The organism is Agrobacterium sp. CFBP2214, from assembly GCF_030209895.1.
Classification (GTDB): domain Bacteria; phylum Pseudomonadota; class Alphaproteobacteria; order Rhizobiales; family Rhizobiaceae; genus Agrobacterium; species Agrobacterium radiobacter.
On sequence record NZ_JARVRC010000004.1, the window covers coordinates 55721 to 79668 of the forward strand.

20 protein-coding genes are annotated in these 23948 nt (G+C 60.3%); 19 read left to right on the forward strand and 1 reads right to left on the reverse strand.

What is annotated here, in order from left to right; genetic code table 11:
• Positions 1-134: 134 nt before the first annotated feature.
• The 14 genes from QRN60_RS12835 (at position 135) to QRN60_RS12900 (ending at position 16255) form a co-directional block, all read left to right on the forward strand.
• Positions 135-1376, forward strand: a complete 1242-nt coding sequence (locus QRN60_RS12835; RefSeq protein WP_020813028.1) for an ABC transporter substrate-binding protein — start codon at positions 135-137, stop codon at positions 1374-1376.
• A gap of 166 nt (positions 1377-1542) precedes the next feature.
• The gene (locus QRN60_RS12840; protein WP_003504335.1) at positions 1543-2421 is read left to right on the forward strand and encodes a carbohydrate ABC transporter permease; all 879 of its coding nucleotides are present in this window, start codon (positions 1543-1545) and stop codon (positions 2419-2421) included.
• The gene (locus QRN60_RS12845; protein ID WP_003504336.1) at positions 2421-3305 is read left to right on the forward strand and encodes a carbohydrate ABC transporter permease; all 885 of its coding nucleotides are present in this window, start codon (positions 2421-2423) and stop codon (positions 3303-3305) included. Before QRN60_RS12840 ends, QRN60_RS12845 begins: the two co-directional genes overlap by 1 nt.
• Positions 3306-3308: 3 nt before the next feature.
• A complete protein-coding gene (locus QRN60_RS12850) occupies positions 3309-4424 on the forward strand; it encodes an ABC transporter ATP-binding protein (protein ID WP_284765578.1) in 1116 nt (371 codons plus the stop codon).
• Positions 4425-4441: 17 nt separating this feature from the next.
• Entirely contained in the window at positions 4442-5947 is a 1506-nt protein-coding gene (locus QRN60_RS12855) for a GMC oxidoreductase (protein WP_020813026.1), read from the forward strand.
• Positions 5948-6033: 86 nt separating this feature from the next.
• Positions 6034-7689, forward strand: coding sequence for a GMC family oxidoreductase (locus tag QRN60_RS12860; RefSeq protein WP_111834962.1), 1656 nt, complete (start codon positions 6034-6036; stop codon positions 7687-7689).
• 76 nt (positions 7690-7765) lie between these two features.
• On the forward strand, positions 7766-9865 hold the full coding sequence (locus QRN60_RS12865) for an FAD-dependent oxidoreductase (protein ID WP_020813024.1): 2100 nt from the start codon (positions 7766-7768) through the stop codon (positions 9863-9865).
• 384 nt (positions 9866-10249) lie between these two features.
• Positions 10250-11065 carry a DUF2189 domain-containing protein gene (locus tag QRN60_RS12870; protein WP_111834961.1) on the forward strand — a complete coding sequence of 272 codons (816 nt, stop codon included), beginning with the start codon at positions 10250-10252 and terminating at the stop codon, positions 11063-11065.
• A gap of 101 nt (positions 11066-11166) precedes the next feature.
• A complete protein-coding gene (locus tag QRN60_RS12875) occupies positions 11167-11553 on the forward strand; it encodes a c-type cytochrome (protein WP_020813022.1) in 387 nt (128 codons plus the stop codon).
• A 179-nt stretch (positions 11554-11732) separates the two neighbouring features.
• Positions 11733-12548, forward strand: coding sequence for a cytochrome c oxidase subunit II (locus QRN60_RS12880; RefSeq protein WP_020813021.1), 816 nt, complete (start codon positions 11733-11735; stop codon positions 12546-12548).
• Between the two features lie 56 nt (positions 12549-12604).
• The gene (locus QRN60_RS12885) at positions 12605-14383 is read left to right on the forward strand and encodes a cbb3-type cytochrome c oxidase subunit I (RefSeq protein WP_111791298.1); all 1779 of its coding nucleotides are present in this window, start codon (positions 12605-12607) and stop codon (positions 14381-14383) included.
• Complete coding sequence (locus QRN60_RS12890) at positions 14380-15084, forward strand: cytochrome c oxidase subunit 3 (RefSeq protein WP_020813019.1); 705 nt, start codon at positions 14380-14382, stop codon at positions 15082-15084. Before QRN60_RS12885 ends, QRN60_RS12890 begins: the two co-directional genes overlap by 4 nt.
• 110 nt (positions 15085-15194) lie before the next feature.
• On the forward strand, positions 15195-15917 hold the full coding sequence (locus QRN60_RS12895; protein WP_020813018.1) for a heme-copper oxidase subunit III family protein: 723 nt from the start codon (positions 15195-15197) through the stop codon (positions 15915-15917).
• A gap of 14 nt (positions 15918-15931) precedes the next feature.
• Positions 15932-16255, forward strand: coding sequence for a cytochrome C oxidase subunit IV family protein (locus QRN60_RS12900; protein ID WP_020813017.1), 324 nt, complete (start codon positions 15932-15934; stop codon positions 16253-16255).
• A 16-nt stretch (positions 16256-16271) separates the two neighbouring features.
• Here QRN60_RS12900 and QRN60_RS12905 read toward each other — a convergent pair whose 3' ends face one another.
• The gene (locus QRN60_RS12905; RefSeq protein WP_020813016.1) at positions 16272-17318 is read right to left on the reverse strand and encodes a GlxA family transcriptional regulator; all 1047 of its coding nucleotides are present in this window, start codon (positions 17316-17318) and stop codon (positions 16272-16274) included.
• Positions 17319-17403: 85 nt separating this feature from the next.
• On the opposite strand from QRN60_RS12905, the gene QRN60_RS12910 reads away from it, so the two are divergent.
• From QRN60_RS12910 to glyA, 5 genes are read left to right on the forward strand one after another with little or no spacing between them, the layout of a single operon-like run.
• Positions 17404-18657: a sarcosine oxidase subunit beta family protein gene (locus tag QRN60_RS12910; protein ID WP_020813015.1), complete on the forward strand. Its 1254-nt coding sequence runs from the start codon at positions 17404-17406 to the stop codon at positions 18655-18657.
• Positions 18658-18669: 12 nt separating this feature from the next.
• Positions 18670-18990: a sarcosine oxidase subunit delta gene (locus QRN60_RS12915; protein ID WP_003504489.1), complete on the forward strand. Its 321-nt coding sequence runs from the start codon at positions 18670-18672 to the stop codon at positions 18988-18990.
• Complete coding sequence (locus QRN60_RS12920) at positions 18987-21977, forward strand: sarcosine oxidase subunit alpha (RefSeq protein ID WP_111834960.1); 2991 nt, start codon at positions 18987-18989, stop codon at positions 21975-21977. Before QRN60_RS12915 ends, QRN60_RS12920 begins: the two co-directional genes overlap by 4 nt.
• A gap of 13 nt (positions 21978-21990) precedes the next feature.
• The gene (locus QRN60_RS12925; RefSeq protein ID WP_162695596.1) at positions 21991-22545 is read left to right on the forward strand and encodes a sarcosine oxidase subunit gamma; all 555 of its coding nucleotides are present in this window, start codon (positions 21991-21993) and stop codon (positions 22543-22545) included.
• 17 nt (positions 22546-22562) lie between these two features.
• Positions 22563-23831 (forward strand): serine hydroxymethyltransferase, encoded by a 1269-nt coding sequence (gene glyA, locus QRN60_RS12930; protein WP_111834958.1) that lies wholly within the window; start codon positions 22563-22565, stop codon positions 23829-23831.
• Positions 23832-23948 lie beyond the last annotated feature (117 nt).

Genomic DNA, 23948 nt, shown 5'->3' on the forward strand with positions numbered 1-23948 from the left:
GAGCGGGATTTCAGGCGAAAACCGCACACACTTTTCGCCATCCCGCTCTAGCCGGTTAGACTGACTGCGTCCGAGGAGGACGGGTGACGGGGCGGGGTATTCCTCGCTTTAATTTGCGACAATGGGAGGAACATATGCGCAAATTTCTGACAGGCACTGCATTGGCAGTGTCCATGATGGCCGGCGCCGCACAGGCGGCGGAGAGTGTTGAAGTCCTGCATTGGTGGACGTCCGGCGGCGAGGCTGCCGCGCTCGACGTCCTCAAGAAGGACCTAGAGGCGAAGAATATTTCCTGGACCGATATGCCTGTCGCCGGCGGCGGCGGCACCGAAGCGATGACGGTGCTGCGCGCCCGCGTTACCGCCGGCAACGCGCCGACCGCAGTCCAGATGCTGGGTTTCGACATTCAGGACTGGGCGAAAGAAGGCGCTCTCGGCAATCTCGATGAACTGGCGGCCAAGGATGGCTGGGACAAGGTCATTCCGAAAGCCCTGCAGCGCTTCTCGAAATACGACGGCCACTGGATTGCCGCACCCGTGAATGTGCATTCGACCAACTGGATGTGGATCAACAAGGCGGCGCTCGACAAGGCCGGCGGCAAGGAGCCCAAGAACTGGGACGAACTGATCGCCATGCTCGACAACTTCAAGGCGCAGGGCATCACGCCTATCGCCGCCGGTGGACAGCCATGGCAGGACGCAACGATCTTCGACGCGGTCGTGCTGTCGCTCGGCACGGATTTCTACAAGCAGGCGTTCATCGACCTCGACCCGGCAGCACTTGGCGGCGAGAAGATGAAGACCGCTTTCGAGCGCATGACGAAGCTTCGCTCCTACGTGGATGACAACTTCTCCGGTCGCGACTGGAACCTTGCTTCCGCCATGGTCATCGAAGGCAAGGCCGGCGTTCAGTTCATGGGCGACTGGGCGAAGGGTGAATTCGTCAAGGCGAAGAAGGTGCCGGGCACGGACTTTGTCTGCGTCCGTTATCCTGAAACGCAGGGTGCGGTGACCTTCAACTCCGACCAGTTCGCCATGTTCAAGGTCGCTGCCGACAAGGTGCCAGCGCAGATGGAAATGGCGGCGGCAATCGAAAGCCCGACCTTCCAGTCGGCATTCAATGTCGTCAAGGGTTCGGCTCCGGCCCGGTCCGACGTGTCGAATGAGGCCTTTGACGCCTGCGGCAAGAAGGCGATTGCCGACCTTGCCGAGGCTGACAAGAGCGGCAAGCTCTTCGGCTCGATGGCCCACGGTCACGCCAACCCGGCCGCCGTCAAGAACGCGATCTATGACGTCGTTACCCGTGAGTTCAACGGCGAACTGACGCCGGATGAAGCAATCGTCGAACTGCCGGCTGCCGTCGCAGCCGCAAAGTAAACGTGGAAAAATGCGGTGGGGGCATCCCCCCACCGCACCAATGCTCGCATGAAATCGCAGTCGAACCGGTCCGGGCGCCTTGCAGGCAGCCTGTCGTCTTCGGCTACCCAACTGACGGAAACGGCAAGCATCGGGCGCTGTTTCAAGGATCAAGGATATCTGCGCGATGACTGGTCGTAGTCGACTTCAGGAGCTGTTACCGAAGCTTGTTCTGGCTCCAAGCTTCGTCGTCATTATCATTTTCGTATACGGCTTCATCGCCTATACGGGCTTCCTGTCGTTGACGGACAGTAAGATGCTGCCCTCCTACAATTTCGTCGGGCTTCTGAATTACCAGCGGCTCTGGGCGCTTCCACACTGGTGGCGGGCGATCAGCAACCTTGCGATCTTCGCGTCGCTTTACATCATCATCTGCTCGGTTCTCGGCCTGTTTCTGGCGATCCTACTGGACCAGAAAATCCGTGGCGAAGGTTTCCTGCGGCCGATCTATCTTTATCCCATGGCGCTGTCTTTCATCGTCACGGGCACGGCGTGGAAATGGTTTCTCGACCCCGGCATCGGTCTGCAGAACACCATGCATCTGTGGGGATGGGAAAGCTTCCAGTTTGCGTGGATCAAGGATCGCAACTACGCCATCTACTGCGTGGTGATCGCAGCGGTCTGGCAGTCCTCGGGCTTTGTCATGGCGATGTTTCTGGCCGGCCTTCGCGGTGTCGACAATGAAATCATCAAGGCGGCCCAGATCGACGGCGCTTCGACCGTCATGACCTACCGCCGCATCATTATTCCCCTGATGCGCCCGGTCTTCCTGTCCGCATTCGTCGTTCTCGCTCACCTCGCAATCAAAGCCTATGACCTTGTGGTCGCGTTGACCGGCGGCGGGCCGGGGCAGGCGACCGAGCTGCCGGCGACATTCATGTATTCCTACACATTCACGCGCAATTCCATGGGCATTGGCGCCTCCTCGGCGATCATCATGCTCATCATGATCTTCTCGATCATCGTGCCCTATCTCTATTCGGAAATTCGCGGAGGAAAACGCTGATGAGCGGCGCTCCAAACCAACAAAATGCAATCAGCCATGGCCATCTGACGCGCGGACTGATCTATCTGGCGCTGATATTCTTTGCCATCTACTACATGCTGCCGCTCTACGTAATGGTGGTCAATTCGCTGAAACCACTGGACGAAATCCGGCAGGGCGGCATGTTGAACCTGCCGCAGGTGTGGACCGTCGAGCCGTGGCTCTCCGCCTGGTCCACGGCGCAGATCGGCGTTCAGCCGACAGGTCTCAAGCCGTTCTTCATCAATTCGATCCTGATGGTCGTTCCGGCTGTAGCGATCTCCACCATCGTTGGCGCACTGAACGGTTACGTTCTAACCAAGTGGAGCTTTCGCGGTTCGAACGTCTTCTTCGGTCTGCTGCTGCTTTCATGCTTCATCCCGTTCCAGATCGTACTGATCCCCATGGCGCGCATCCTCGGCACGCTGGGTCTGGCCGGTTCGATCTGGGGCCTGATCATGGTGCACGTGATCTATGGCCTCGGCTTCACCACGCTTTATTTCCGCAACTACTATGAAGCCTTCCCGACGGAACTCGTTCGGGCGGCCCAGATCGACGGCGCGAGTTTCTTCCAGATTTTCCGCCGCATCCTGCTGCCGTCATCGGGACCGATCATCGTGGTCTCGGTCATCTGGCAGTTCACCAATATCTGGAACGACTTCCTGTTCGGCGCCTCGTTTTCGGGTGCGTCTTCGACCCCGATGACGGTGGCGCTCAACAATCTCGTGTCCTCGTCCACGGGGGTCAAGGAATACAACGTCCATTTCGCGGGCGCGATCCTCGCCGCCCTCCCAACCCTCATCGTTTACATCGTCTCCGGCCGCTATTTCGTACGGGGTCTCATGTCCGGCGCTGTGAAAGGATAAACCATGTCGTTTCTCGAAATCTCTCATCTGCGCAAGTCCTATGGCGCGCTGGAAATTCTAAAGGACATCAATATCGACATCGAGGAGGGCGGTTTTCTGGTGCTTGTCGGGCCTTCCGGCTGCGGCAAATCCACCCTGCTCAACACGATTGCCGGGCTGGAACCCATCACATCAGGCACGATCTCGATCAACGGGCGCAACGTAGCCGGCCTGCCGCCGTCGCAGCGCGATATCGCCATGGTGTTTCAGTCCTACGCGCTCTATCCCAACATGACCGTTGCCGGGAACATCGCTTTCGGTATGGAGATCCGCAAGGTTCCGAAGGAAGAGCGCGAAAAAGCGATCAGGCAGGTCGCCGATATTCTCCAGATCGGCCATCTCCTCGACCGTAAGCCGAGCCAATTGTCGGGCGGTCAACGGCAGCGCGTCGCCATGGGGCGTGCGCTGGTGCGCGATCCGCAGGTCTTTCTTTTCGATGAGCCGCTATCCAACCTCGACGCCAAGCTGCGCGTCGATATGCGCACCGAGATCAAGCGGCTTCACCAGCGCATGAAGACCACGATCGTCTATGTGACCCACGACCAGATCGAGGCGATGACGCTGGCGACGAAGATCGCGGTACTGAAGGACGGCGTTCTGCAACAATTCGGCTCGCCCGCCGAGATTTACAACAATCCGGCAAACATGTTCGTCGCCGATTTCATGGGCTCGCCCGCCATGAACCTTTTAACCGGCACCATCGAGCAGGATGCGTCCGGACTATCCGTTTCCCTTGCGAGACCCGATGGCGAGCCGATGCGTCTTCCCGTCGCGGCCGGCAAGGAGGCGCTGGCGTCCCATGCGGGCCGGCAGGTCATTTTCGGCATTCGACCCGAGGCTTTGACAGACCCGGAAGGGGCGGACCGGAACGCCAGAACGCTTGCCGAGGGAGAATGCCACATCGAGGTCGTGGAACCGGCCGGATCGGACACATTCGCCGTGACCAAGCTCGGCGGCAAGGAGGTCGTTGCCCGCCTGCGCGCCGATGCCCGCATTCACGCCGGCCAGAACGCCCGTCTTGCCTTCAATCTCGACAAGGCCGTGTTCTTCGATCCGACGAGCCAGGCGCGTATTGCCTGAGTATTTGGTGGATCGGCATGATGAACAGTCCAGACATTGTCATTATCGGCTCCGGTATCGGCGGCGCGACGATTGCCGCCGGGCTTGCGGCGACAGGCGCTGACATCCTGATCCTTGAAGCCGGCGATTATATCGCCGACAGCCCGATCAATCGCGACCAGCGCGCCATCTTTCAGAAGGGCCATTTTCGCCCCAAGGAGAGTTGGTACGAGGCCAATGGCGCTGCGTTTAATCCCGGCAATTATTACAACGTCGGCGGAAATTCGAAATTCTACGGCGCGGTGCTGTCCCGTTATCGCAAGGAGGACTTCAGCGAGATCAGGCACAGGGAAGGCGTGTCTCCCGCATGGCCGTTTCCTTACGAGGAGCTGGAGCCATGGTACAGCAAGGCGGAGGCGATGTATCAGGTTCGCGGCGAGCTGGGCGCGGACCCGACCGAACCTGAACATTCCGCAGCATATTCATTTTCCCCCGTTGCGGACGAGCCGCCGGTGGCGGATGTCCGGGCACGCCTGAAGGCGAAAGGCCTGCATCCCTTCTCCCTGCCGCTTGCCATCGATATCGAAAAATGGCTCTCGAAAGGCCGGACACCGTGGGATGCCCATCCAAATTCTCGCGATGGCAAGATGGATGCGGAGACTGCGGCGCTCCTAAAAGCTCTCGAATATCCGAACGTCAAAATCGAAACCTCCGCTAAGTTAACCAGACTTGAGGCGGGACAGAGCGGCAACATCGAGCGCGTCCATTATGAAAAGCACGGCGAGGCCCGCTCGGTTACGGCAAAACTGGTGATCCTGTCTGCGGGAGCCGTGCAGTCGGCCGTGCTGCTGCTCCGCTCGGCGGATGAACGATATCCGAAGGGTCTTGCGAATTCCTCCGATCAGGTCGGGCGAAACTTCATGAACCACAATTCGTCGGCTGTAATTGCCGTGTCGCCAAGCTTCCGCAACACGGCCGTCTATCAAAAGACATTCGGCTTCAATGACTTCTATCTGTCCGACGGTGAGGGCGGGCCGCCTCTTGGCAACGTCCAACTGCTCGGCAAGATTTCTCCGGCGATCTTGAAGGGGGCAATGCCCCGCGTGCCGGAATGGTTGCTCCGGCAACTGACCGGACACGCGATCGATTTCTACGCCATGAGCGAAGACATTCCTCATCCCGACAGCCGGATAATGGTTGACGGAAACCGCATCGTTCTCCACTGGCGGCGAACCAACTGGGACGCTCATCTGGCGCTGGTTGCGAAACTCAAAGGCATCCTCAAATCGGTCGGTTTCCCGATCGTCTTGTCGAAACCTTTCGATAAACGCACGCCGTCGCATCAGTGCGGCACGATCCGCATGGGCAACGACCCGGCGGCTGCACCGCTCGACCCCTTCTGCCGTTCCCATGACCACCGCAATCTTTTCGTTGTCGATGCCAGCTTTCTGCCGACGTCGGCAGCCGTCAATCCGGCGCTCACCATTGCGAGCCAGGCGCTGAGGGTTGCCCATCATATCTCGACGGAGGACCTCGCCCCATGAGGCTGACGACCCCGCATTTCATGGCCGCGATGCCGCTTTATGCCGATGGCGGCCATCAGATTACTCAAGTGTAACAGGATAGTTCGATGCGTTTCGACTATATTATCACCGGTGCCGGCCCCGCAGGATGTGTGCTTGCAAACCGTTTGAGCGAAGACCCCGATGTCAACGTCCTGCTGCTCGAAGCCGGTGGAGGGGACCGGAATCCGCTTTTCCACATGCCGGCCGGTTTTGCCAAAATGACCAAAGGCGTGGCGAGCTGGGGTTGGGAGACGGTGCCGCAAAAGCACATGAAGGGCAGGGTGTTGCGGTACACCCAGGCCAAGGTGCTGGGCGGCGGCTCATCGATCAATGCCCAGCTTTATACGCGCGGCAATGCGGCCGATTACGACACATGGGTCTCCGAGGATGGCTGTGAAGGCTGGAGCTATCGCGACATCCTGCCCTATTATAAACGCGCCGAAGACAATCAGCGTTTCGCCGACGACTATCATTCCTATGGCGGACCGCTTGGCGTCTCGATGCCGGTTTCGGCCCTGCCCATCTGCGATGCTTACATTCGAGCAGGCCAGGAACTCGGCATGCCCTATAATCACGATTTCAACGGCCGGCAGCAGGCCGGCGTCGGCTTCTATCAGCTCACGCAGCGCAACCGGCGCCGGTCGTCCGCATCACTCGCCTATCTCAACCCGATCCGGCATCGCAAGAACCTGACGATCAAACTCGGCGCACGCGTCTCCCGCATCGTTCTGGAAGGAAAACGCGCCATAGGGGTCGAGGTTGTCGGAAAATCCGGCTCGGAAATCATCCGCGCCGAACGGGAAGTCCTCGTCTCTTCCGGCGCGATCGGCTCCCCCAAGCTCCTGCAGCAATCGGGTATCGGCCCGGCGGACCATCTGAAATCCGTGGGCGTGAAGGTGCTGCATGACCTGCCCGGCGTCGGTTCGAACCTGCAGGATCATCTCGATCTTTTCGTGATTGCCGAATGCACCGGCGACCATACCTATGACGGCGTCGCCAAACTTCACCGGACGATATGGGCGGGGCTTGAATATATTCTGTTCCGCACCGGCCCGGTTGCCTCCTCGCTGTTTGAAACGGGCGGTTTCTGGTATGCGGACCCGGACGCGCGCTCGCCGGATATCCAGTTCCATCTGGGATTGGGGTCGGGTATCGAGGCGGGCGTGGAGCGGCTGAAAAACGCCGGGGTCACGCTGAATTCCGCCTATCTTCATCCCAGATCGCGCGGAACCGTGCGGCTGTCATCCTCCGATCCGGCCGCCGCGCCGTTGATCGATCCCAATTACTGGTCCGATCCCCATGACCGGAAGATGTCACTGGAAGGTCTCAAGATCGCCCGCGAGATATTCCAGCAGGCGGCGTTGAAGCCATACATCATGGCGGAACGTCTGCCCGGCCCCAAGGTCATGACGGATGATGAGCTTTTCGAATACGGCTGCGCGAATGCCAAGACCGATCACCATCCCGTCGGCACCTGCAAGATGGGCAACGGGCCGGAATCAGTCGTCGGCCTTGATCTCAAGGTACACGGTCTTGAAGGACTGCGCGTCTGCGATTCCTCCGTCATGCCGCGCGTTCCCTCGTGCAACACCAATGCGCCGACGATCATGGTCGGAGAGAAGGGCGCGGACCTGATAAGAGGACTTGCCCCCCTTGCACCGGCGATTTTCTCGCACGAACGCAATGAAACGCGTCCAAGGGCGCGCGCGCAGGTTCGATAGTCATTCCGCGATCAGGCGGTCTTGATGCGAACCCGAGACGAAGCCTGCAAGGCAATTTACGAGGAGTACAACGCTCATGGACGCGACCGTCCCGCAGCATATTCTTGACGCGCTCACGGATGTGAACATGCCGCGTTTGCCGAAAGCGCCCGGTCCCAAGGAGATGATCGTGCTCGGTGGCATCGATGTCCCGGTTCATCGCGCCGGCTGCGTCGTGGTCGGCTCCGGTGCCGCCGGGCTGCGGACTGCGGTGGAAATGAAGCGGCGCGGCGATGACGTCGTCATCCTCAGCCAGAGCGCGTGGGGTGGGACATCCGCCTGTTCCGGATCCGACAAACAAACGCTCCACACCGCGAACACGGCCGATCAGGGCGACAACTTCAAGGCAATGGCGCGCGCCATCCGCAGCGGCGGCGCCATGGATGAGGATACCGCCTATGTCGAGGCGGTGGGATCGGCGCGCATGATGGCCTCCCTGCAATTCCTCGGGCTGCCCCTGCCGCAGGACCCGCTGGGCGGGACGCTGCGATATCAGACCGACCACGACGAAGTCGGCCGGGCGACCAGTTGCGGCCCCCGCACATCGCGGCTGATGGTCAAGGTGCTTGCGGATGAAGCGATCCGTCTGGATATCCCGTTTCACAATCATACCACCGTCGTCAAAATACTGACCGAAGGTTTGAATGACGAAAGACGGGTCGTCGGCGTCCTCGCCATGCAGCCCCATGAGCGCAGCGATACCAACCCGTTCGGGATTGCTCTCTTCGTGTGTCCGGTGATTGTGCTTGCAGCCGGCGGACCGGGCGAGCTTTATCGCGACAGCGTTTATCCCAATGGCTGTTTTGGTTCTCTGGGGCTGGCGCTGGAGGCGGGGATAGACCTCGTCAACCTCACGGAAAGCCAGTTCGGTATAGGCACCCGACGGGAGGGATTTCCCTGGAACCTGTCGGGAACCTATGTTCAGGCCATCCCGCATATTTATTCGCTGGATGCCGGGGGCAAAGAGCATCATTTTCTGGCGGACTACTATCGCAATACGCAGGAAATGGCCTCCAACATTTTCCGAAAGGGCTATCAATGGCCCTTCCATTCGACCCGTATGCTCGATTTCGGTTCAAGTCTGGTCGACCTTGCGATCTTCCGCGAGTCGGCGGCCGGGCGGCGGGTCTTTATGGACTTCAATCGCAATCCGCTGGCGGTGCCCGGCGATCTTCCGTTCAGCCTTGACCGTCTCGACGCAGACGTCAGCAGCTACATCGAAAACGCCGGCGCGATGAAGGAACGGCCGATCGACCGGTTGAAGCATATGAACCCGCTCGCGATCGAACTCTACCGGCGCTACAAGATCGACATCGCCAGCGAGCCGCTGGAATTTGCGGTGAACAACCAGCACATGAACGGCGGCATCATGGTCGATACCTGGGGGCGGACCAACCTGACGGGCTGCTATTCTGTCGGCGAGGCCGCAGGTACGCATGGTGTGACACGTCCGGGTGGTGCGGCGCTGAATGCCGGGCAGGTATTCGGCACACGCGCGGCCGAACATATCGGCGCAAGTCGCCGCGCGAAATCCCCGTCATCGGCAAATATTGAGGCGGCGGCATTAGCGGGCATCAATGACCTTCTCGCCATTCTGAAGGAGGATAGTCGCCTGTCCGCCAAGAACATCCGCACCGAAATCCAGTCCCGCATGAGCGATAAGGCGGGGATGATATGCGATGCCGAAAGCGTTTCGCAGGCGCTTGCCGGGGCGCGTTCGCTCAATGCGACGATCCGCTCGAACGGGATTGCTTACGGACGGGCTGCCGAGGCGGTTCGCGCCGTTCAGTGGCAACAGATGGCGATTGCGTCCGAGGCCGTGCTCACGGCGTTGGATTACTTCATTCGCGATGGCGGCGGCAGCCGAGGCGCACGCGCGATCTGCGATGCTGACGGTGAACTGGTTCCGAACGTCAATGCGGGACCCTTGCATCAATTCCGCTTTCGCAGGGAGAAAGACGACCATCGAAGCGAGCAGATCGTCGTCAGGCTCGAAGGTGAGGATATGGCGACATCGACGCGTCCCAACCGCGTCTTCGATGAAAGCAAGAAATCCTTCTTTGAACGGGACTGGCCCGCCTGGCTCACCGGACGCATCTATGATCTCGGTGAAAGAGAAGGATGCGCCGAAGACTGAATTCGTTTTGAATTATGCTCGGACGGGCCCCATTCACGCCTTTGATACGGCCGATCAGCATTCTGTCCTCGCGCTCGCAAGCTAGGCGCCTTTCAAGAAAAAAAATGAAGAAGCGGATCAGCCTCTGCCGGTGGAGGTGTTTTCCTCCATGGCTGGCCAGCTTGCCGGTGCGAGGAGCCCCCCGGCGGGATTGTCTTCGGAGGACCGGCGTTGCCCCCGGTCGCGCTGACGACGAGCATCTAATTTCTCTAATTTAAAGAACAGGCGACAAAGGCGCCCGGATTTGATAAATTACAATTTAGCCGGTTGCGGTTTGACGCGCGGATAAAGTCTCCAGGCGTTTCCACGCCGCCAGCCGGATCATGGCGCAGGAGGAGAAGTGCTATGACGGCATTCCATGTCATGGCCGGTGCGACCGGTGAATTTACTCGCCCCGAAGTCCGCAAGATTGGTTTCGCGGATATTGTCGATGCATTGAAGTTGGGACTTGATGACTTCAAAGAGAAGCCGTCCCATTATGTCTTTCTCTGTCTTATGTATCCGATTGCGGGTGTTTTTCTGGTCATGTGGAGTTCCGGCGCCAATCTGCTGCCGCTGATTTATCCCTTGATGTCAGGTTTTGCGCTGATCGGTCCGATCGCCGCCATCGGTCTTTATGAAATCAGCCGACGACGTGAGCAGGGGTTGGATAGCTCCTGGCGTCATGCGCTGGAGGTTCGACACTCTCCGGCCCTGCCGTCGATTATCGCGGTCGCCGTCATGCTGTTCGTGCTTTTCGCCCTCTGGCTGATTGTGGCGCAGCACCTCTACACCACGACGTTCGATGCGGCCGGTCCGGCTTCACTCTCAACCTTTCTGTCAGACGTGCTGACCACCCCGGAGGGACTTTCCCTGATAATCTGGGGGAATCTTGCCGGTTTCGTTTTCGCGGTCATTGTGCTGGCGACAACGGTGGTGGCGTTCCCGCTGATGCTTGACCGGGATGTCGGCGCAGTCGCGGCGGTGGATGCGAGCATACGCGCCACGCTCGCCAATCCGGTTCCAGTTGCGCTTTGGGGGTTGATCGTCGCGGCGCTGCTCGTCGTCGGCACAATCCCGATTTTCGTCGGCCTTGCAGTCATCATGCCCATCCTCGGACATGCAACCTGGCACCTCTATCGGAAATTGATCGTCCCCGTTTATCCAAACCGTATGCCTTGAACCCATAACGGAAATCTAGCTGTCGATCATCCTTCCCGCTGTTGCGGCTCTCCTAAGGGAGCCGTTGCGGCCGGGATTGCGATGGAGCGCGTGAGGATGCCATGTCGTATCGTTTTCTTGCCATCTGTCTGCTTTTCGCCACGACCCTTCCGCTTGATGCGCACGCACAGGAGGGGGACCCTGCCGCCGGCGCCACCGTTTTCAAAAAATGCGGCATTTGTCATGTCGCCGAAACCGACCAGAACAAGGTCGGACCTTCACTGAACGGCCTGTTCGGCAGAGCCGCCGGCACCCATCCGAATTTCGCCTATTCGCAGGCGATGCAGGATGCGGGCAAGGCCGGGCTGGTATGGGACGAGACATCATTTCGCGATTATCTGCACGACCCCAAGGCGAAGGTGAAGGGCACAAAAATGGCCTTTGTCGGGGTGAAGGACGACACCGACATCACCAATCTCATCGCCTATCTGAAGCAATACTCCAAGTAGCGAAATGATGCGAGCTGAAGAGCTGTTTCTCGCCGGGGTGGATCGGCAGGATAGGGCCGAATGAGGGGCGAACTGCTGCTGTTGCCGCAATTGCTCGCCCGAACTGTTCATGAGATAATGCTAATACGTTTCGCGATAGGATTGTAGAAATAGTCGCGGCCGTGTCAGGGGAGGAGACGATGGCTGTCGTTGTGGTTCTCGTTCTGCTGGTGGTGGGATCGATCGTATTCCACCTGCTGAGCCCTTGGTGGTGGACGCCGATTGCCTCCAACTGGAGCTATATCGACAATACGATCATCATCACCTTCTGGATCACCGGTTTCGTTTTTTCGGCCATCGTGTTGTTCGTCGCCTATTGCGTGTTCCGTTTCAGGCATCGCACGGGAAACCGGGCGGCATACCAGCCTGAAAACAAGCGCCTGGAGGGGTGGCTTGCTGGAGGAACCGGGGTCGGGGTGGCTGCCATGCTCCTGCCGGGCCTCTTCGTGTGGAACCAGTTCGTGACCGTGCCTGATGGCGCCAGCGAGGTGGAAGTCGTCGGTCAGCAATGGCAATGGAGTTTCCGGCTGCCCGGCGCGGACGGCCGGCTCGGACGGGCCGACACGCGCGCCATTGCGCCGGACAATCCGCTCGGTTTGAACAGAAACGACCCCGCCGGAATGGACGATGTCATCGTTGAAGGCGGCGAGTTGCATTTACCCGCCGGCAGGCCGGTGAAGATGCTGCTGCGCGCGGTTGACGTGGTGCATGATTTCTACGTGCCGGAGTTCCGGGCCAAGATGGACATGATCCCCGGTTCGGTCACCTACTACTGGTTCACCCCGACGCGGACAGGAACCTTCGAGGTTCTCTGCGCGGAATTGTGCGGCGTCGGCCATCCGCAGATGCGCGGCACCGTCGTCGTCGATACCGAGGCTGACTATCAGGCCTGGCTACAGCAGCAACCGACTTTCTCGAAATCGCTCGCTTTGGCGGAAAAGTCGGCAGCCAGATGAGCGCCATGCGTCGTTGAACGGAAAAGCCGCGTCGGAGGAAACAGGGAGGACGGAAGATGGTCGAGATTGGATCCGGCGCGGGGCAGGTCATCCAGCCCGCTGAGGTCGAGGATGTCGAGCTTTATCACCCGAAAAGCTGGTGGACGAAATATGTCTTCAGCCAGGATGCCAAGATCATCGCCATTCAATATTTCCTGACCGCGACGGCAATCGGCATGGTGGCGCTGGTGCTATCCTGGTTGATGCGCCTGCAACTCGGCTTTCCCGGTTATTTCTCTTTCATCGACGCGGAACATTATTATCAGTTCATCACCATGCACGGCATGATCATGGTGATTTACCTGCTTACCGCGCTGTTTCTCGGCGGTTTCGGCAATTATCTGATCCCGCTGATGCTCGGCGCGCGCGACATGGTGTTTCCCTATGCGAACATGCTGAGCTACTGGCTCTACCTGCTCGCGGTCCTCGTGCTGGTCGCCGGTTTCTTCGCGCCTGGCGGGCCGACGGGCGCTGGCTGGACGCTCTATCCGCCGCAGGCGCTTTTATCGGGAACGCCGGGCGGGCGCGACTGGGGCATCATCCTGATGTTGTCCTCGCTGATCCTGTTCATCATCGGCTTTACCCTGGGCGGGCTGAATTACGTCGTCACGGTGCTACAAGGGCGCACGCGCGGCATGACGTTGATGCGCATGCCCCTGACGATATGGGGCATATTCACGGCAACCGCCATGGCGCTGCTCGCCTTCCCGGCGCTTCTCGTTGCCGCCGTCATGATGTTGTTCGACCGGCTGCTCGGCACGAGCTTCTTCATGCCCGCCATCGTCGAGATGGGCGAACAGCTGAAACAGGAGGGCGGCAGTCCCATCCTCTTCCAGCATCTGTTCTGGTTCTTCGGCCATCCGGAAGTCTATATCGTGGCACTTCCGGCCTTCGGCATCGTCTCGGATCTCATCAGCACCCATGCACGCAAGAACATCTTCGGTTACCGGATGATGGTCTGGGCGATCGTCATCATCGCGGCGCTGAGCTTCGTCGTCTGGGCGCATCATATGTATGTCAGCGGCATGAACCCGAATTTCGGCTTCTTTTTCGCGACCACGACGCTGATCATCGCCGTGCCGACGGCGATCAAGGTCTATAACTGGGTGCTGACGCTCTGGCGCGGCGATATCCATCTGAACTTGCCGATGCTGTTTGCGCTCGCCTTCATCGTCACATTCATCAATGGCGGATTGACCGGTCTTTTCCTCGGCAATGTCGTCGTAGACGTTCCGCTTTCGGATACGATGTTCGTCGTCGCGCATTTCCATATGGTGATGGGGGTCGCGCCGATCATGGTGATTTTCGGCGCGATCCACCATTGGTATCCCAAAGTCACGGGCCGCATGCTGAACGTGGCGATGGGGCATATCCACTTCTGGATCACCTTTCTCGGCGCTTACGCCATCTTCTTCCCGATGCATTATCTCGGCCTGATGGGCGTGCCGCGCCGTTATTACGAACTGGGCGAGGCCGCTTTCATTCCGCCCTCGGCACACACGCTGAACATGTTCATCTCCGTTGCAGCACTGGTTGTTGGCGCCGCACAACTGCTGTTCCTGTTCAATCTCGCCTGGAGCCTTCGCTGGGGCAAACAGGCGGGCGGCAATCCGTGGCGGGCGACGACACTGGAATGGCAAACGCCGCAGACCCCGCCCGTTCATGGAAACTGGGGCAAGGAGCTGCCGGTCGTCTATCGCTGGCCTTATGACTACAGCGTGCCCGGCGCGGATGAGGACTTCCTGCCGCAAAACCAGCCGGCTGCGGCCGGGCCGTCGGAGAGGGCCCTGTCATGATCGCCATTCTCATCTTCATGGCGGGTATTGCCGGCATCATCGCCTGGTGGATGGCGGGGCAGCGGCTCACTTCAAAGCCATGGCTGGAAGTGGGGGTGGCAGGCGATGCACCGCAGATGCAGGGATCGTCGGCGACAATAGCGAAACTTGGGCTCGGCATTTTTCTGGGTGTCGTGGGCGCGCTGTTCACGCTGCTCATCAGCGCCTATCTCGGCCGCATGGGCGGCGCGGACTGGTGGGGCATCCCCATTCCCGGGCTGTTATGGGCCAATACTGCGACGCTTGCCGCTAGTAGTCTGGCGCTGCAATGGGCGAAAACCGAAGCCGGCGCCGGTCGCCGCGACAGGCTGAATATGGCTCTCGCGGCAGCCTTTGCGACGGCCGTTCTCTTCGTTGCCGGGCAGTTTCTGGCGTGGTGGCAACTCACCTCCGCAGGCTATGTGCTGGCGGATAACCCATCGAACAGCTTCTTTTACATGATCACCGGGCTGCACGGCCTGCATATAGTGGGCGGGCTCTGTGTGCTTGGACGCACCGCAATCCGCGCCCGCAGCGAGCCCTTGTTGGCAAGGATGCTCCTGAGCGTGGAGCTGTGCGCCATCTACTGGCATTTCATGCTGGTGGTGTGGCTGATCCTTTTTGCGCTCTTCGCCGGCTGGGCGAATAGTTTTGTCGATCTATGCCGTCAATTGGTCAGCTAGAGCGGCGGGAGATGAACCGGAGCAGGTCCCGCCGCTCTAAGTTTTATCTAAGCATCAGATTTTCCGGACGCTACGTACTTTTACTGGAAATCCTCTAAGGAGTGTCGATCATGACCGCATCCATGGAAAGGCCAGCAAGCGATCCGCATCTGCGCCCCACGGGAATGCGCGGCGTTGCCGCCGATCTGTCATCGGACCAGCGGGCGTTCAAGAACGTCTCCTGGGGCAAGGCGATGATGTGGATCTTCATCCTCAGCGACATCTTCATTTTCGGCTGTTTCCTCCTGGCCTATATGGCCGCGCGCATGTCGACCACCGTCGCCTGGCCCAATCCGAGCGAGGTTTTTGCGCTGACGATTGGCGGCAAGGATATCCCGCTGATCCTGATTGCCATCATGACCTTCGTCCTCATCAGCAGCAGCGGCACGATGGCCATGGCCGTCAACTTCGGATACCGCCGTGACCGTCGCAAAACCGCGGCGCTGATGGTGGTAACGGCCCTCCTTGGCGCGACATTCGTCGGAATGCAGGCATTCGAATGGACGAAACTGATCGAGGAAGGCGTGCGTCCCTGGGAAAACCCATGGGGTGCGGCGCAATTCGGTTCGACGTTCTTCATGATCACGGGCTTTCACGGCACCCATGTCTCGATAGGCGTGCTGTTCCTCCTCATCATCGCGCGCAAGGTATGGCGGGGAGATTTCGATCAGGAAAGGCGGGGATTTTTCACCAGCCGCAAGGGGCACTACGAGGTCGTCGAGATCATGGGGCTTTATTGGCACTTCGTCGATCTGGTGTGGGTCTTCATCTTTGCATTCTTCTATCTGTGGTGAGTGAGGATGGCATCATGGCACAGGAACAATCACAGCAGCATCCGATAAGACTTTATATGGTGGCCTGGGGACTGCTTTTTGTTCTCAGCACGTTCTCCTATATGGTCGATTATCTCGGCATTCAGGGCTATCCCCGATGGTCTTTGATCATCGTATTCATGCTGCTGAAGGCGGGGCTGATCATCGCGATTTTCATGCATCTGGCCTGGGAACGGCTCGTCTTGATCTACGTCATCCTGCTCCCACCGGTCCTCGTGCTTGTCTTCGCCGCCCTGATGGTGTCGGAATCCAATTATACGGCTTTCACCCGGCTGACCTTTATGACTGCGGGTTCCTAGGCCGCGGCAACATATTTCAGGCTTGCGGAAGCAGCACGCCGACGGCGAATTCCTCGTCAGTCGCTGTGTGGCCGGCCTGCGTCTTGCGATATTCGCTGGGCGTGAAACCGCGCTCGGTTCGCAGCGTGCGAGAAAGATGCGGCGCGTCGCAGAAACCGGTGGCGAGCGCAATCTGGGTGATCGGGTCATGCGTGGTGCGCAGGAGGGAGAGCGCACGGTCCAGCCGAAGCTCGAGATAGACCTTGGACGGCGTCGCGTTCAGGTCGGTGAGGAAACGCCGTTCGAGGCTGCGGCGGCCAAGGCCAAGGTCGTTCGCCAGTTCCAGCACTGTTTTCGGAACCTCGATATTCTGCTGCATCCGCAGGATCGCTTTTTTGACCAGAGGATCATTGGCCTTTCGCGCGCTCTGCTGGCCGGGCTGGGGTTTTTCGCCGCTCAGCGCGCTGTCGATCATCATGATGTTGAGGCTTTTGATGGCGGCGGACTGGCCGACATGGCGCTCGACGAGGAAAGCCGCCAGATGGGCTGCGCCGTGACCACCGGAACAGGTCAGCCGGTCACGGTCGATGACGAAAATCTGGTCGGAGATCATCTGGACGGTATCGAAACGGTCGAGAAAATCCTGATGGTGGAACCAGCTCACGCAGCAGCGATAACCATCAAGCAGGCCCGCTTCATGCAGAATGAAGACACCGGTGCAGAGCCCGACGATGGGAATGCCCGCCGCCGCCCGGTCTTTCAGGAACCGCAGCGCTTCCTGCGGCAGGGCGCTGTGATCGCTGATCAAGCCGCCGACAACGACGATATAGTCGTAATGCCCGGCGTCCATCAGCCGTGTATCCGGCTGCACCTTCACGCCGCAGCTCGATTGCACGCTGCCCAGCGTTGCCGAGAGCACCGACCACTCACACAGGATAGGCCGGGAACGGTCCGCCTCGTCGGCGGCAAGACGCAGCACATCAACGAAATTCGCAAAGGCTGACAGCGTGAAGCGGTCGGCAAGCAGGAAGGCGACGCTGAGGCGTTTTCTGGCGCGGTGTGAGGTCATGACGCAAATATTCATGCAAACAGACGCGATTGTCCAGCCGGGGCGCGGCAAATGCTCATAGCGTTTACGACACGAGATTTTCCAACCATCGGGCCCGCTCATGACGCGTTTTAATGCTTTCAATCTTTTGCGGAATGCCCTGACCGGCCACAAGAACTGGGACGAGCAGTGGCCGGACAGCCAGCCGAAAGCCGAATATGACGTGGTCATCGTCGGCGCCGGCGGCCATGGTTTGGGTGCCGCCTATTATCTGGCCAGCCAGCACGGCATCACCAATGTCGCCGTCATCGACAAGGGTTGGCTCGGCGGCGGTAATACCGGCCGCAACACGACGATCATCCGCTCGAACTATCTCTATGACGAGAGCGCCCGTCTTTACGATCACGCCGTCGATCTGTGGGAGAACTTGAGCCAGGAGCTGAACTACAACGTCATGTATTCAAGGCGCGGCGTGCTGATGCTGGCGCATAATGTGCACGATGTGCAGAGCTTCAAGCGTCATATCCATTCCAACCGTTTGAACGGTGTGGACAATCGCTGGCTCACCCCGGAAGAATGCAAGGAATATTGCCCGCCGCTCAGCATTGTGCCGAATGCGCGTTATCCTGTCATGGGCGGTGCGCTTCAGGAACGTGCCGGCACTGCGCGCCACGACGCCGTCGCCTGGGGGTATGCGCGCGGCGCTGCCGCCCGTGGGGTCGATATCATCCAGAACTGCCCGGTCACCGCCATTCGTCGCAATGCCGATGGCTCCGTCGCTGGTGTCGAGACGGCGAGGGGCTTCATCAAGGCGAAGAAGGTCGCGGTTTCCGCCGCCGGCCACACCTCAGTTGTTATGGACACGGCCGGCGTGCGCCTGCCGCTCGAAAGCTATCCTTTGCAGGCGCTGGTGTCGGAGCCGATCAAGCCGATCTTCCCCTGCGTTGTCATGTCGAATGCGGTCCACGCCTATATCAGCCAGTCCGACAAGGGCGAGCTGGTTATCGGTTCGGGTACGGACCAATATACATCCTATTCGCAGCGCGGCGGCCTGCCGCTGATCGAGCATACGATTGCGGCCATCGTCGAAATCTTCCCGATCTTCAATCGCATGCGGATGCTGCGCAAATGGGGCGGTATCGTCGATGTGACGCCGGATCGCTCGGCCATTCTCGGCAAGACGCCGGTTGACGGGCTTTACGTCAATTGCGGCTGGGGTACGGGCGGTTTCAAGGCCACGCCGGGCGCTGCGCACACCTTCGCCTGGACCATTGCCAAAAACGAACCGCACCCGATCAACGCGCCGTTCACGCTGGAACGCTTCCGCACCGGCCGCCTGATCGACGAGGCCGCCGCCGCCGCGGTGGCGCATTGAGGAGCCGACCCCATGCTTTTGATCCGCTGCCCCTATTGCAATGAAACGCTGCCCGAAGCCGAATTCACCTATGCCGGGCAGGCCCATATTACCCGCGCCGCCGATCCTTCGTCGCAGACCGATGAGCAATGGGAAGAATTCCTGTTCATCCGCGAAAACGTGAAAGGCCCGCATTTCGAGCGCTGGCGGCATCTGCATGGTTGCGGCCGCTTCTTCAACGCCGTGCGTGACACGGTGAGCGACCGCTTCCTCACGACCTATCGTGCGGGTGAACCGCGTCCAGAACTTTCTTCCCTGACCCGTGCACCAGCCAGTTCCGAGGTGTCGAAATGAACTCCTATCGCGTTTCCGGCCGTGGCCGTGTGGATGCCACCCGCTCGGTCAGCTTTACCTTCGATGGCAGGACCTATCGCGGCGTGAAGGGCGATACGGTCGCCTCGGCACTTCTCGCCAATGGCGTGCATCTCATGGGCCGCTCGTTCAAATACCACCGCCCGCGCGGCCCGGTGGCGGCGGGTTCCGAAGAGCCGAATGCGCTGATCGGCACCCGCCGCAGCGCAGGACGTTTTGAGCCGAACACCCGCGCCACGGTGCAGGAAATCTGGAACGGGATGGAAACCACCTCCCAGAACAAATATCCGAGCCTGAAATTTGATATCGGCGCTGTCAACGACATGGCCTATATGCTGTTTTCAGCAGGTTTCTATTACAAGACCTTCATGTGGCCGAAGAGTTTCTGGAACAAGGTCTATGAGCCCTTCATTCGCGCGGCCGCGGGTCTCGGCGTTTCCCCCACCGAGGAAGACCCGGATATCTATGCCTCGCGCAACCTGCATTGCGATGTGCTGATCGTCGGCGCTGGTCCGGCTGGTCTGGCGGCGGCGCGTGCGGCGGCGGTCGATGGTCTCAAGGTCGTGCTGGTCGATGAAAATGCCGAAGCCGGCGGCACGCTGCTGTCGGAGCCGCAGGCGAAGATCGATGGCAAGCCCGTATGGAACTGGCTGGCGGATGAATTGACGGCACTGAAGGAGCGCGGCGTCAAGGTAATGACCCGCACGACGGCCATCGCCTATTACCACCAGAACATGATCGGCCTTTGCGAAAAGTTGACCGACCATTTAGAGGCCGTGCCGAAGGATACGCCGCGCGAACGCCTGTGGCGCGTTCGGGCGCGTCACGTCGTATTGGCGCAGGGTGCACTGGAAAAGCCGCTGGTTTTCCACGGCAACGACCGGCCGGGCGTGATGCTCGCGGGTGCCGCCCAGACCTATCTCAACCGCTATGGCGTCAAGGTCGGCAACCGGCCGGTGGTGGTGACGAGCCATGACAGCGCCTGGTATGCGGCGTTTGATCTTCACGGCGCGGGCGCACGCGTTCAGGCAATTGTCGATACCCGCGCCAAGGTGCGGGAAGAACTGGTGAACGAGGCGCGTGCGCTCGGCATTCCGGTCAAGCTGTCGCATACGGTCACGGCGACGTCGGGGCGGCTGCGCGTCAAGTCAGTCCGGGTCAATCCGGTTAGTGGCGCGTCGGTCGGTGCGGGACAGGAAATCGCCTGCGATGCGGTGCTGATGTCCGGCGGCTGGACGCCGTCGCTGCATCTCTTTTCCCATACGCAGGGCAAGATCGCCTGGGATGATGAGCGGACTACCTTCCTTCCTGCCGCCACCAACGAGGATTGCGTGATTGCCGGGGCCGGACGCGGGCTGTGGGGCATCGAAGCGGCGCTGAAGGACGGTGCTGAACGGGGTCGCGAAGTTGCAGCAGTGCTCGGCAAGGCCGCCAACCCTTCCGCTCTTGTGGTGGAACATGACCGCACCGGCAGCGGCGTCTCGCACACGGAACTGCCGAGCGACCGTGATGCCGGCAAGGCCAAGGCTTTCGTGGATTACCAGAACGATGTGACCGCCAAGGATCTGAGGCTCGCCGTGCGTGAGGGCATGCGTTCCATAGAGCACGTCAAGCGCTACACCACCAACGGCATGGCGACCGATCAGGGCAAGATGTCCAACATCAACGGCCTCAACATCGCGGCGGAAGCACTCGGCAAACGCCAGCCGCAGGTCGGCCTCACCACCTTCCGCCCGCCCTATACGCCGACGACCTTCGGAGCCTTCGCCGGTTATCACCGCGGCGCGCATTTCGAGGTAACGCGCAAGACGCAGATCGACGGGTGGGCTGAGGCGCATGGCGCGGTCTACGAGCCGGTCGGACAATGGCGTCGCGCCTGGTATTTCCCTAAACCGGGCGAAGACATGGATGCGGCTGTCGGCCGTGAATGCCGGGCGGTGCGCCAGAGTGTGGGCATTTTCGACGCCTCGACGCTCGGCAAGATCGAGGTTGTCGGGCCTGATGCGGTCGAGTTCATGAACCGCATGTATACCAATCCCTGGACGAAGCTCGCCGCCGGCCGTTGCCGTTATGGCCTGCTGCTCGGCGATGACGGCTTCATTCGCGACGATGGCGTCATCGGCCGCATGACCGAAGACCGTTTCCACGTCACCACCACGACAGGCGGCGCCGCCCGGGTGCTGAACATGATGGAGGATTACCTCCAGACGGAGTGGCCGGATCTCAATGTCTGGCTGACCTCGACGACCGAACAATGGTCCACCATTGCGCTGAACGGCCCGAACGCGGCAAAGCTGCTCGCGCCGCTGGTGGAAGGCGTCGAACTGACGGAAGAGGCCTTCCCGCATATGTCCTGCGTGGAGTGCACGGTGGCCGGCATGCCGGCGCGGCTGTTCCGCGTCAGCTTCACCGGCGAGATCGGCTTCGAGGTCAATGTCCCTGCACCGCTCGGCCGCAAGCTCTGGGAAATCCTGTGGGAGGCCGGCCAGCAATATGGCATCACGCCTTACGGCACCGAGACCATGCATGTGCTGCGTGCCGAAAAGGGTTACATCATCGTCGGTCAGGATACCGATGGTACCGTCACGCCCTATGACGCCGCGATGGGCTGGGCCGTGGGCAAGAACAAGCCGGATTTCGTCGGCAAGCGTGGCCTTGCCCGCCCCGATCTCGTCGCCAAGGATCGCCGTCATCTCGTCGGCCTTCTGACCGAAGACCGCTCGAAGCTGGAAGAGGGCGCGCAGATCGTCTTTGATCCGAAACAGCCGATCCCGATGAAAATGGTCGGCCACGTCACCTCGTCCTATCACTCGGATGCCGCCGGCCAGCCCATCGCGCTGGCTCTGGTGGAGGGTGGCCATGAGCGGATGGGCGAGACCGTCTACATCCCCATGCTGGACCGCACCATTGCCGCGAAAATCACCGGGATGGTCTTTGTCGATCCCGAAAATACCCGCCTGAAAATCTGACCCGGAGATGACAATGAACATGCGCGTTTCCTCCCTCGTTTCCGGCACTTTGGCCGAGAGCAAAGCGGCCCGGGTCAGCATCCTGCCGGTGCAGACGCAGCTGTCGCTACGCGCCCGGGGTGATCTCACCCCGCTCAGCGCCGCCCTTGGCCTTGCCTTGCCCGACCGGATCGGCACCCGCTCCGCCGCAGGCGAAATCGAGGCCGTGCGCCTCGGTCCCGACGAATGGACGATCCTTGCTCCGACAGGGGAAGCCGACAGGCTGATTGCGGCCTGCGGCGCTGTCTATGCCAGCCACCCACACAGCCTCGTCGATATTTCCGGCCGGGAAGTGACGCTCTCGATCGAGGGGCCACAGGCTGGCGAACTGCTGACGCTGGGCTGCGCCCGCGATATCGACACCATTGCTATTGGTGAGGCGCGCCGAACGATTTTCGACGGCGTGACCGTGGTGCTCTGGCGCGATGCGGAAAACCGTTTCCGCATGGATATCTGGAACAGCTTCGTGTCGCATCTTGGCCATTTGCTTGAAACCGGCTGCAAGGAACTTGCGGCTGATATCGCTTGATCTGGGAGGAAAAAACAATGCTCAACCGCCTGTCACATAATACCGTTTCGGACACGGTGATCGCTGACGCCATCGCCGAGGAACTCGACCGCCAGAAAACGCAGATCGAGCTCATCGCTTCGGAAAACATCGTTTCCGCCGATGTTCTGGCGGCTCAAGGCTCGGTGCTGACCAACAAATATGCCGAGGGCTATCCCGGCAAGCGTTATTACGGCGGCTGCGAATTTGTCGACAAGGTCGAACAGGTCGCCATCGACCGGTTGAAGCAGCTCTTCGGTGCAGAATTCGCCAATGTGCAGCCGCATTCCGGCGCGCAGGCCAATCAGGCGGTGTTTCTGGCGCTGCTGCAGCCGGGCGACCGGATCATGGGCATGTCACTTGCCCATGGCGGCCACCTGACCCACGGTTCGCCGGTGACGATGTCCGGCAAGTGGTTCGATGTCGTCTCCTATGAGGTCGATGCCGATACACATCTGATCGATATGGAGAAGGTGCGGGCGCGGGCGCTGGAGACCAAGCCGAAGCTGATCGTGGCGGGCGCATCGGCCTATCCGCGCCAGATCGATTTTGCCGGCTTCCGCAGAATAGCCGACGAAGTCGGCGCTTATCTGATGGTCGACATGGCCCATTATGCCGGTCTGATCGCCGGCGGCAAATATCCGAACCCGGTGCCGCACGCCCATGTCGTCACCTCCACCACCCACAAGACCCTGCGCGGCCCCCGCGGCGGCGTGATCCTTACCAATGACGCCGATCTGGCGAAGAAGCTGAACTCGGCCGTCTTCCCCGGCAATCAGGGCGGCCCCCTGATGCACGTCATCGCCGCCAAGGCCGTGGCTTTCGGCGAGGCCTTGCGTCCGGAATTTTCCGACTATGCCGGCCAGGTCATCGCCAATGCGCAGGCGCTGGCAAAGGTGCTGACGAAGGGTGGTCTGGGCATCGTCTCGGGTGGCACCGACAGCCACATGGTGCTGGTCGATCTGCGGCCGAAAGGCGTGACCGGCAAGGTTGCCGAAATCGCTCTGGCGCGGGCGGGGCTTACCTGCAACAAGAACGCCATTCCCAACGACCCGGAAAAGCCCTTCGTCACTTCGGGCGTCAGGCTTGGAAGCTCGGCGGGTACCACCCGCGGTTTCGGCGTGGCCGAATTCGAACAGATCGGCGCGCTGATCTTACGTGTCATCGACGCGCTGGCGGCGAATGCCGAAGGGGATGCCGCGGTCGAAGCCGAGGTGCGGGGAGAGGTTGCTGCACTTTGCGAGGCCTTCCCGATCTACGGTTCGTAAGCGGCCCTGCCGGGCTTCGATTAGTCTCAATCGCCGTCCTGACCACGGCCGGCGGTTGATAGGCAATCTGCGCGAAAGCGCGGGCGATCCGTCCGCGCGGCAAAGACCCAGGGGAGC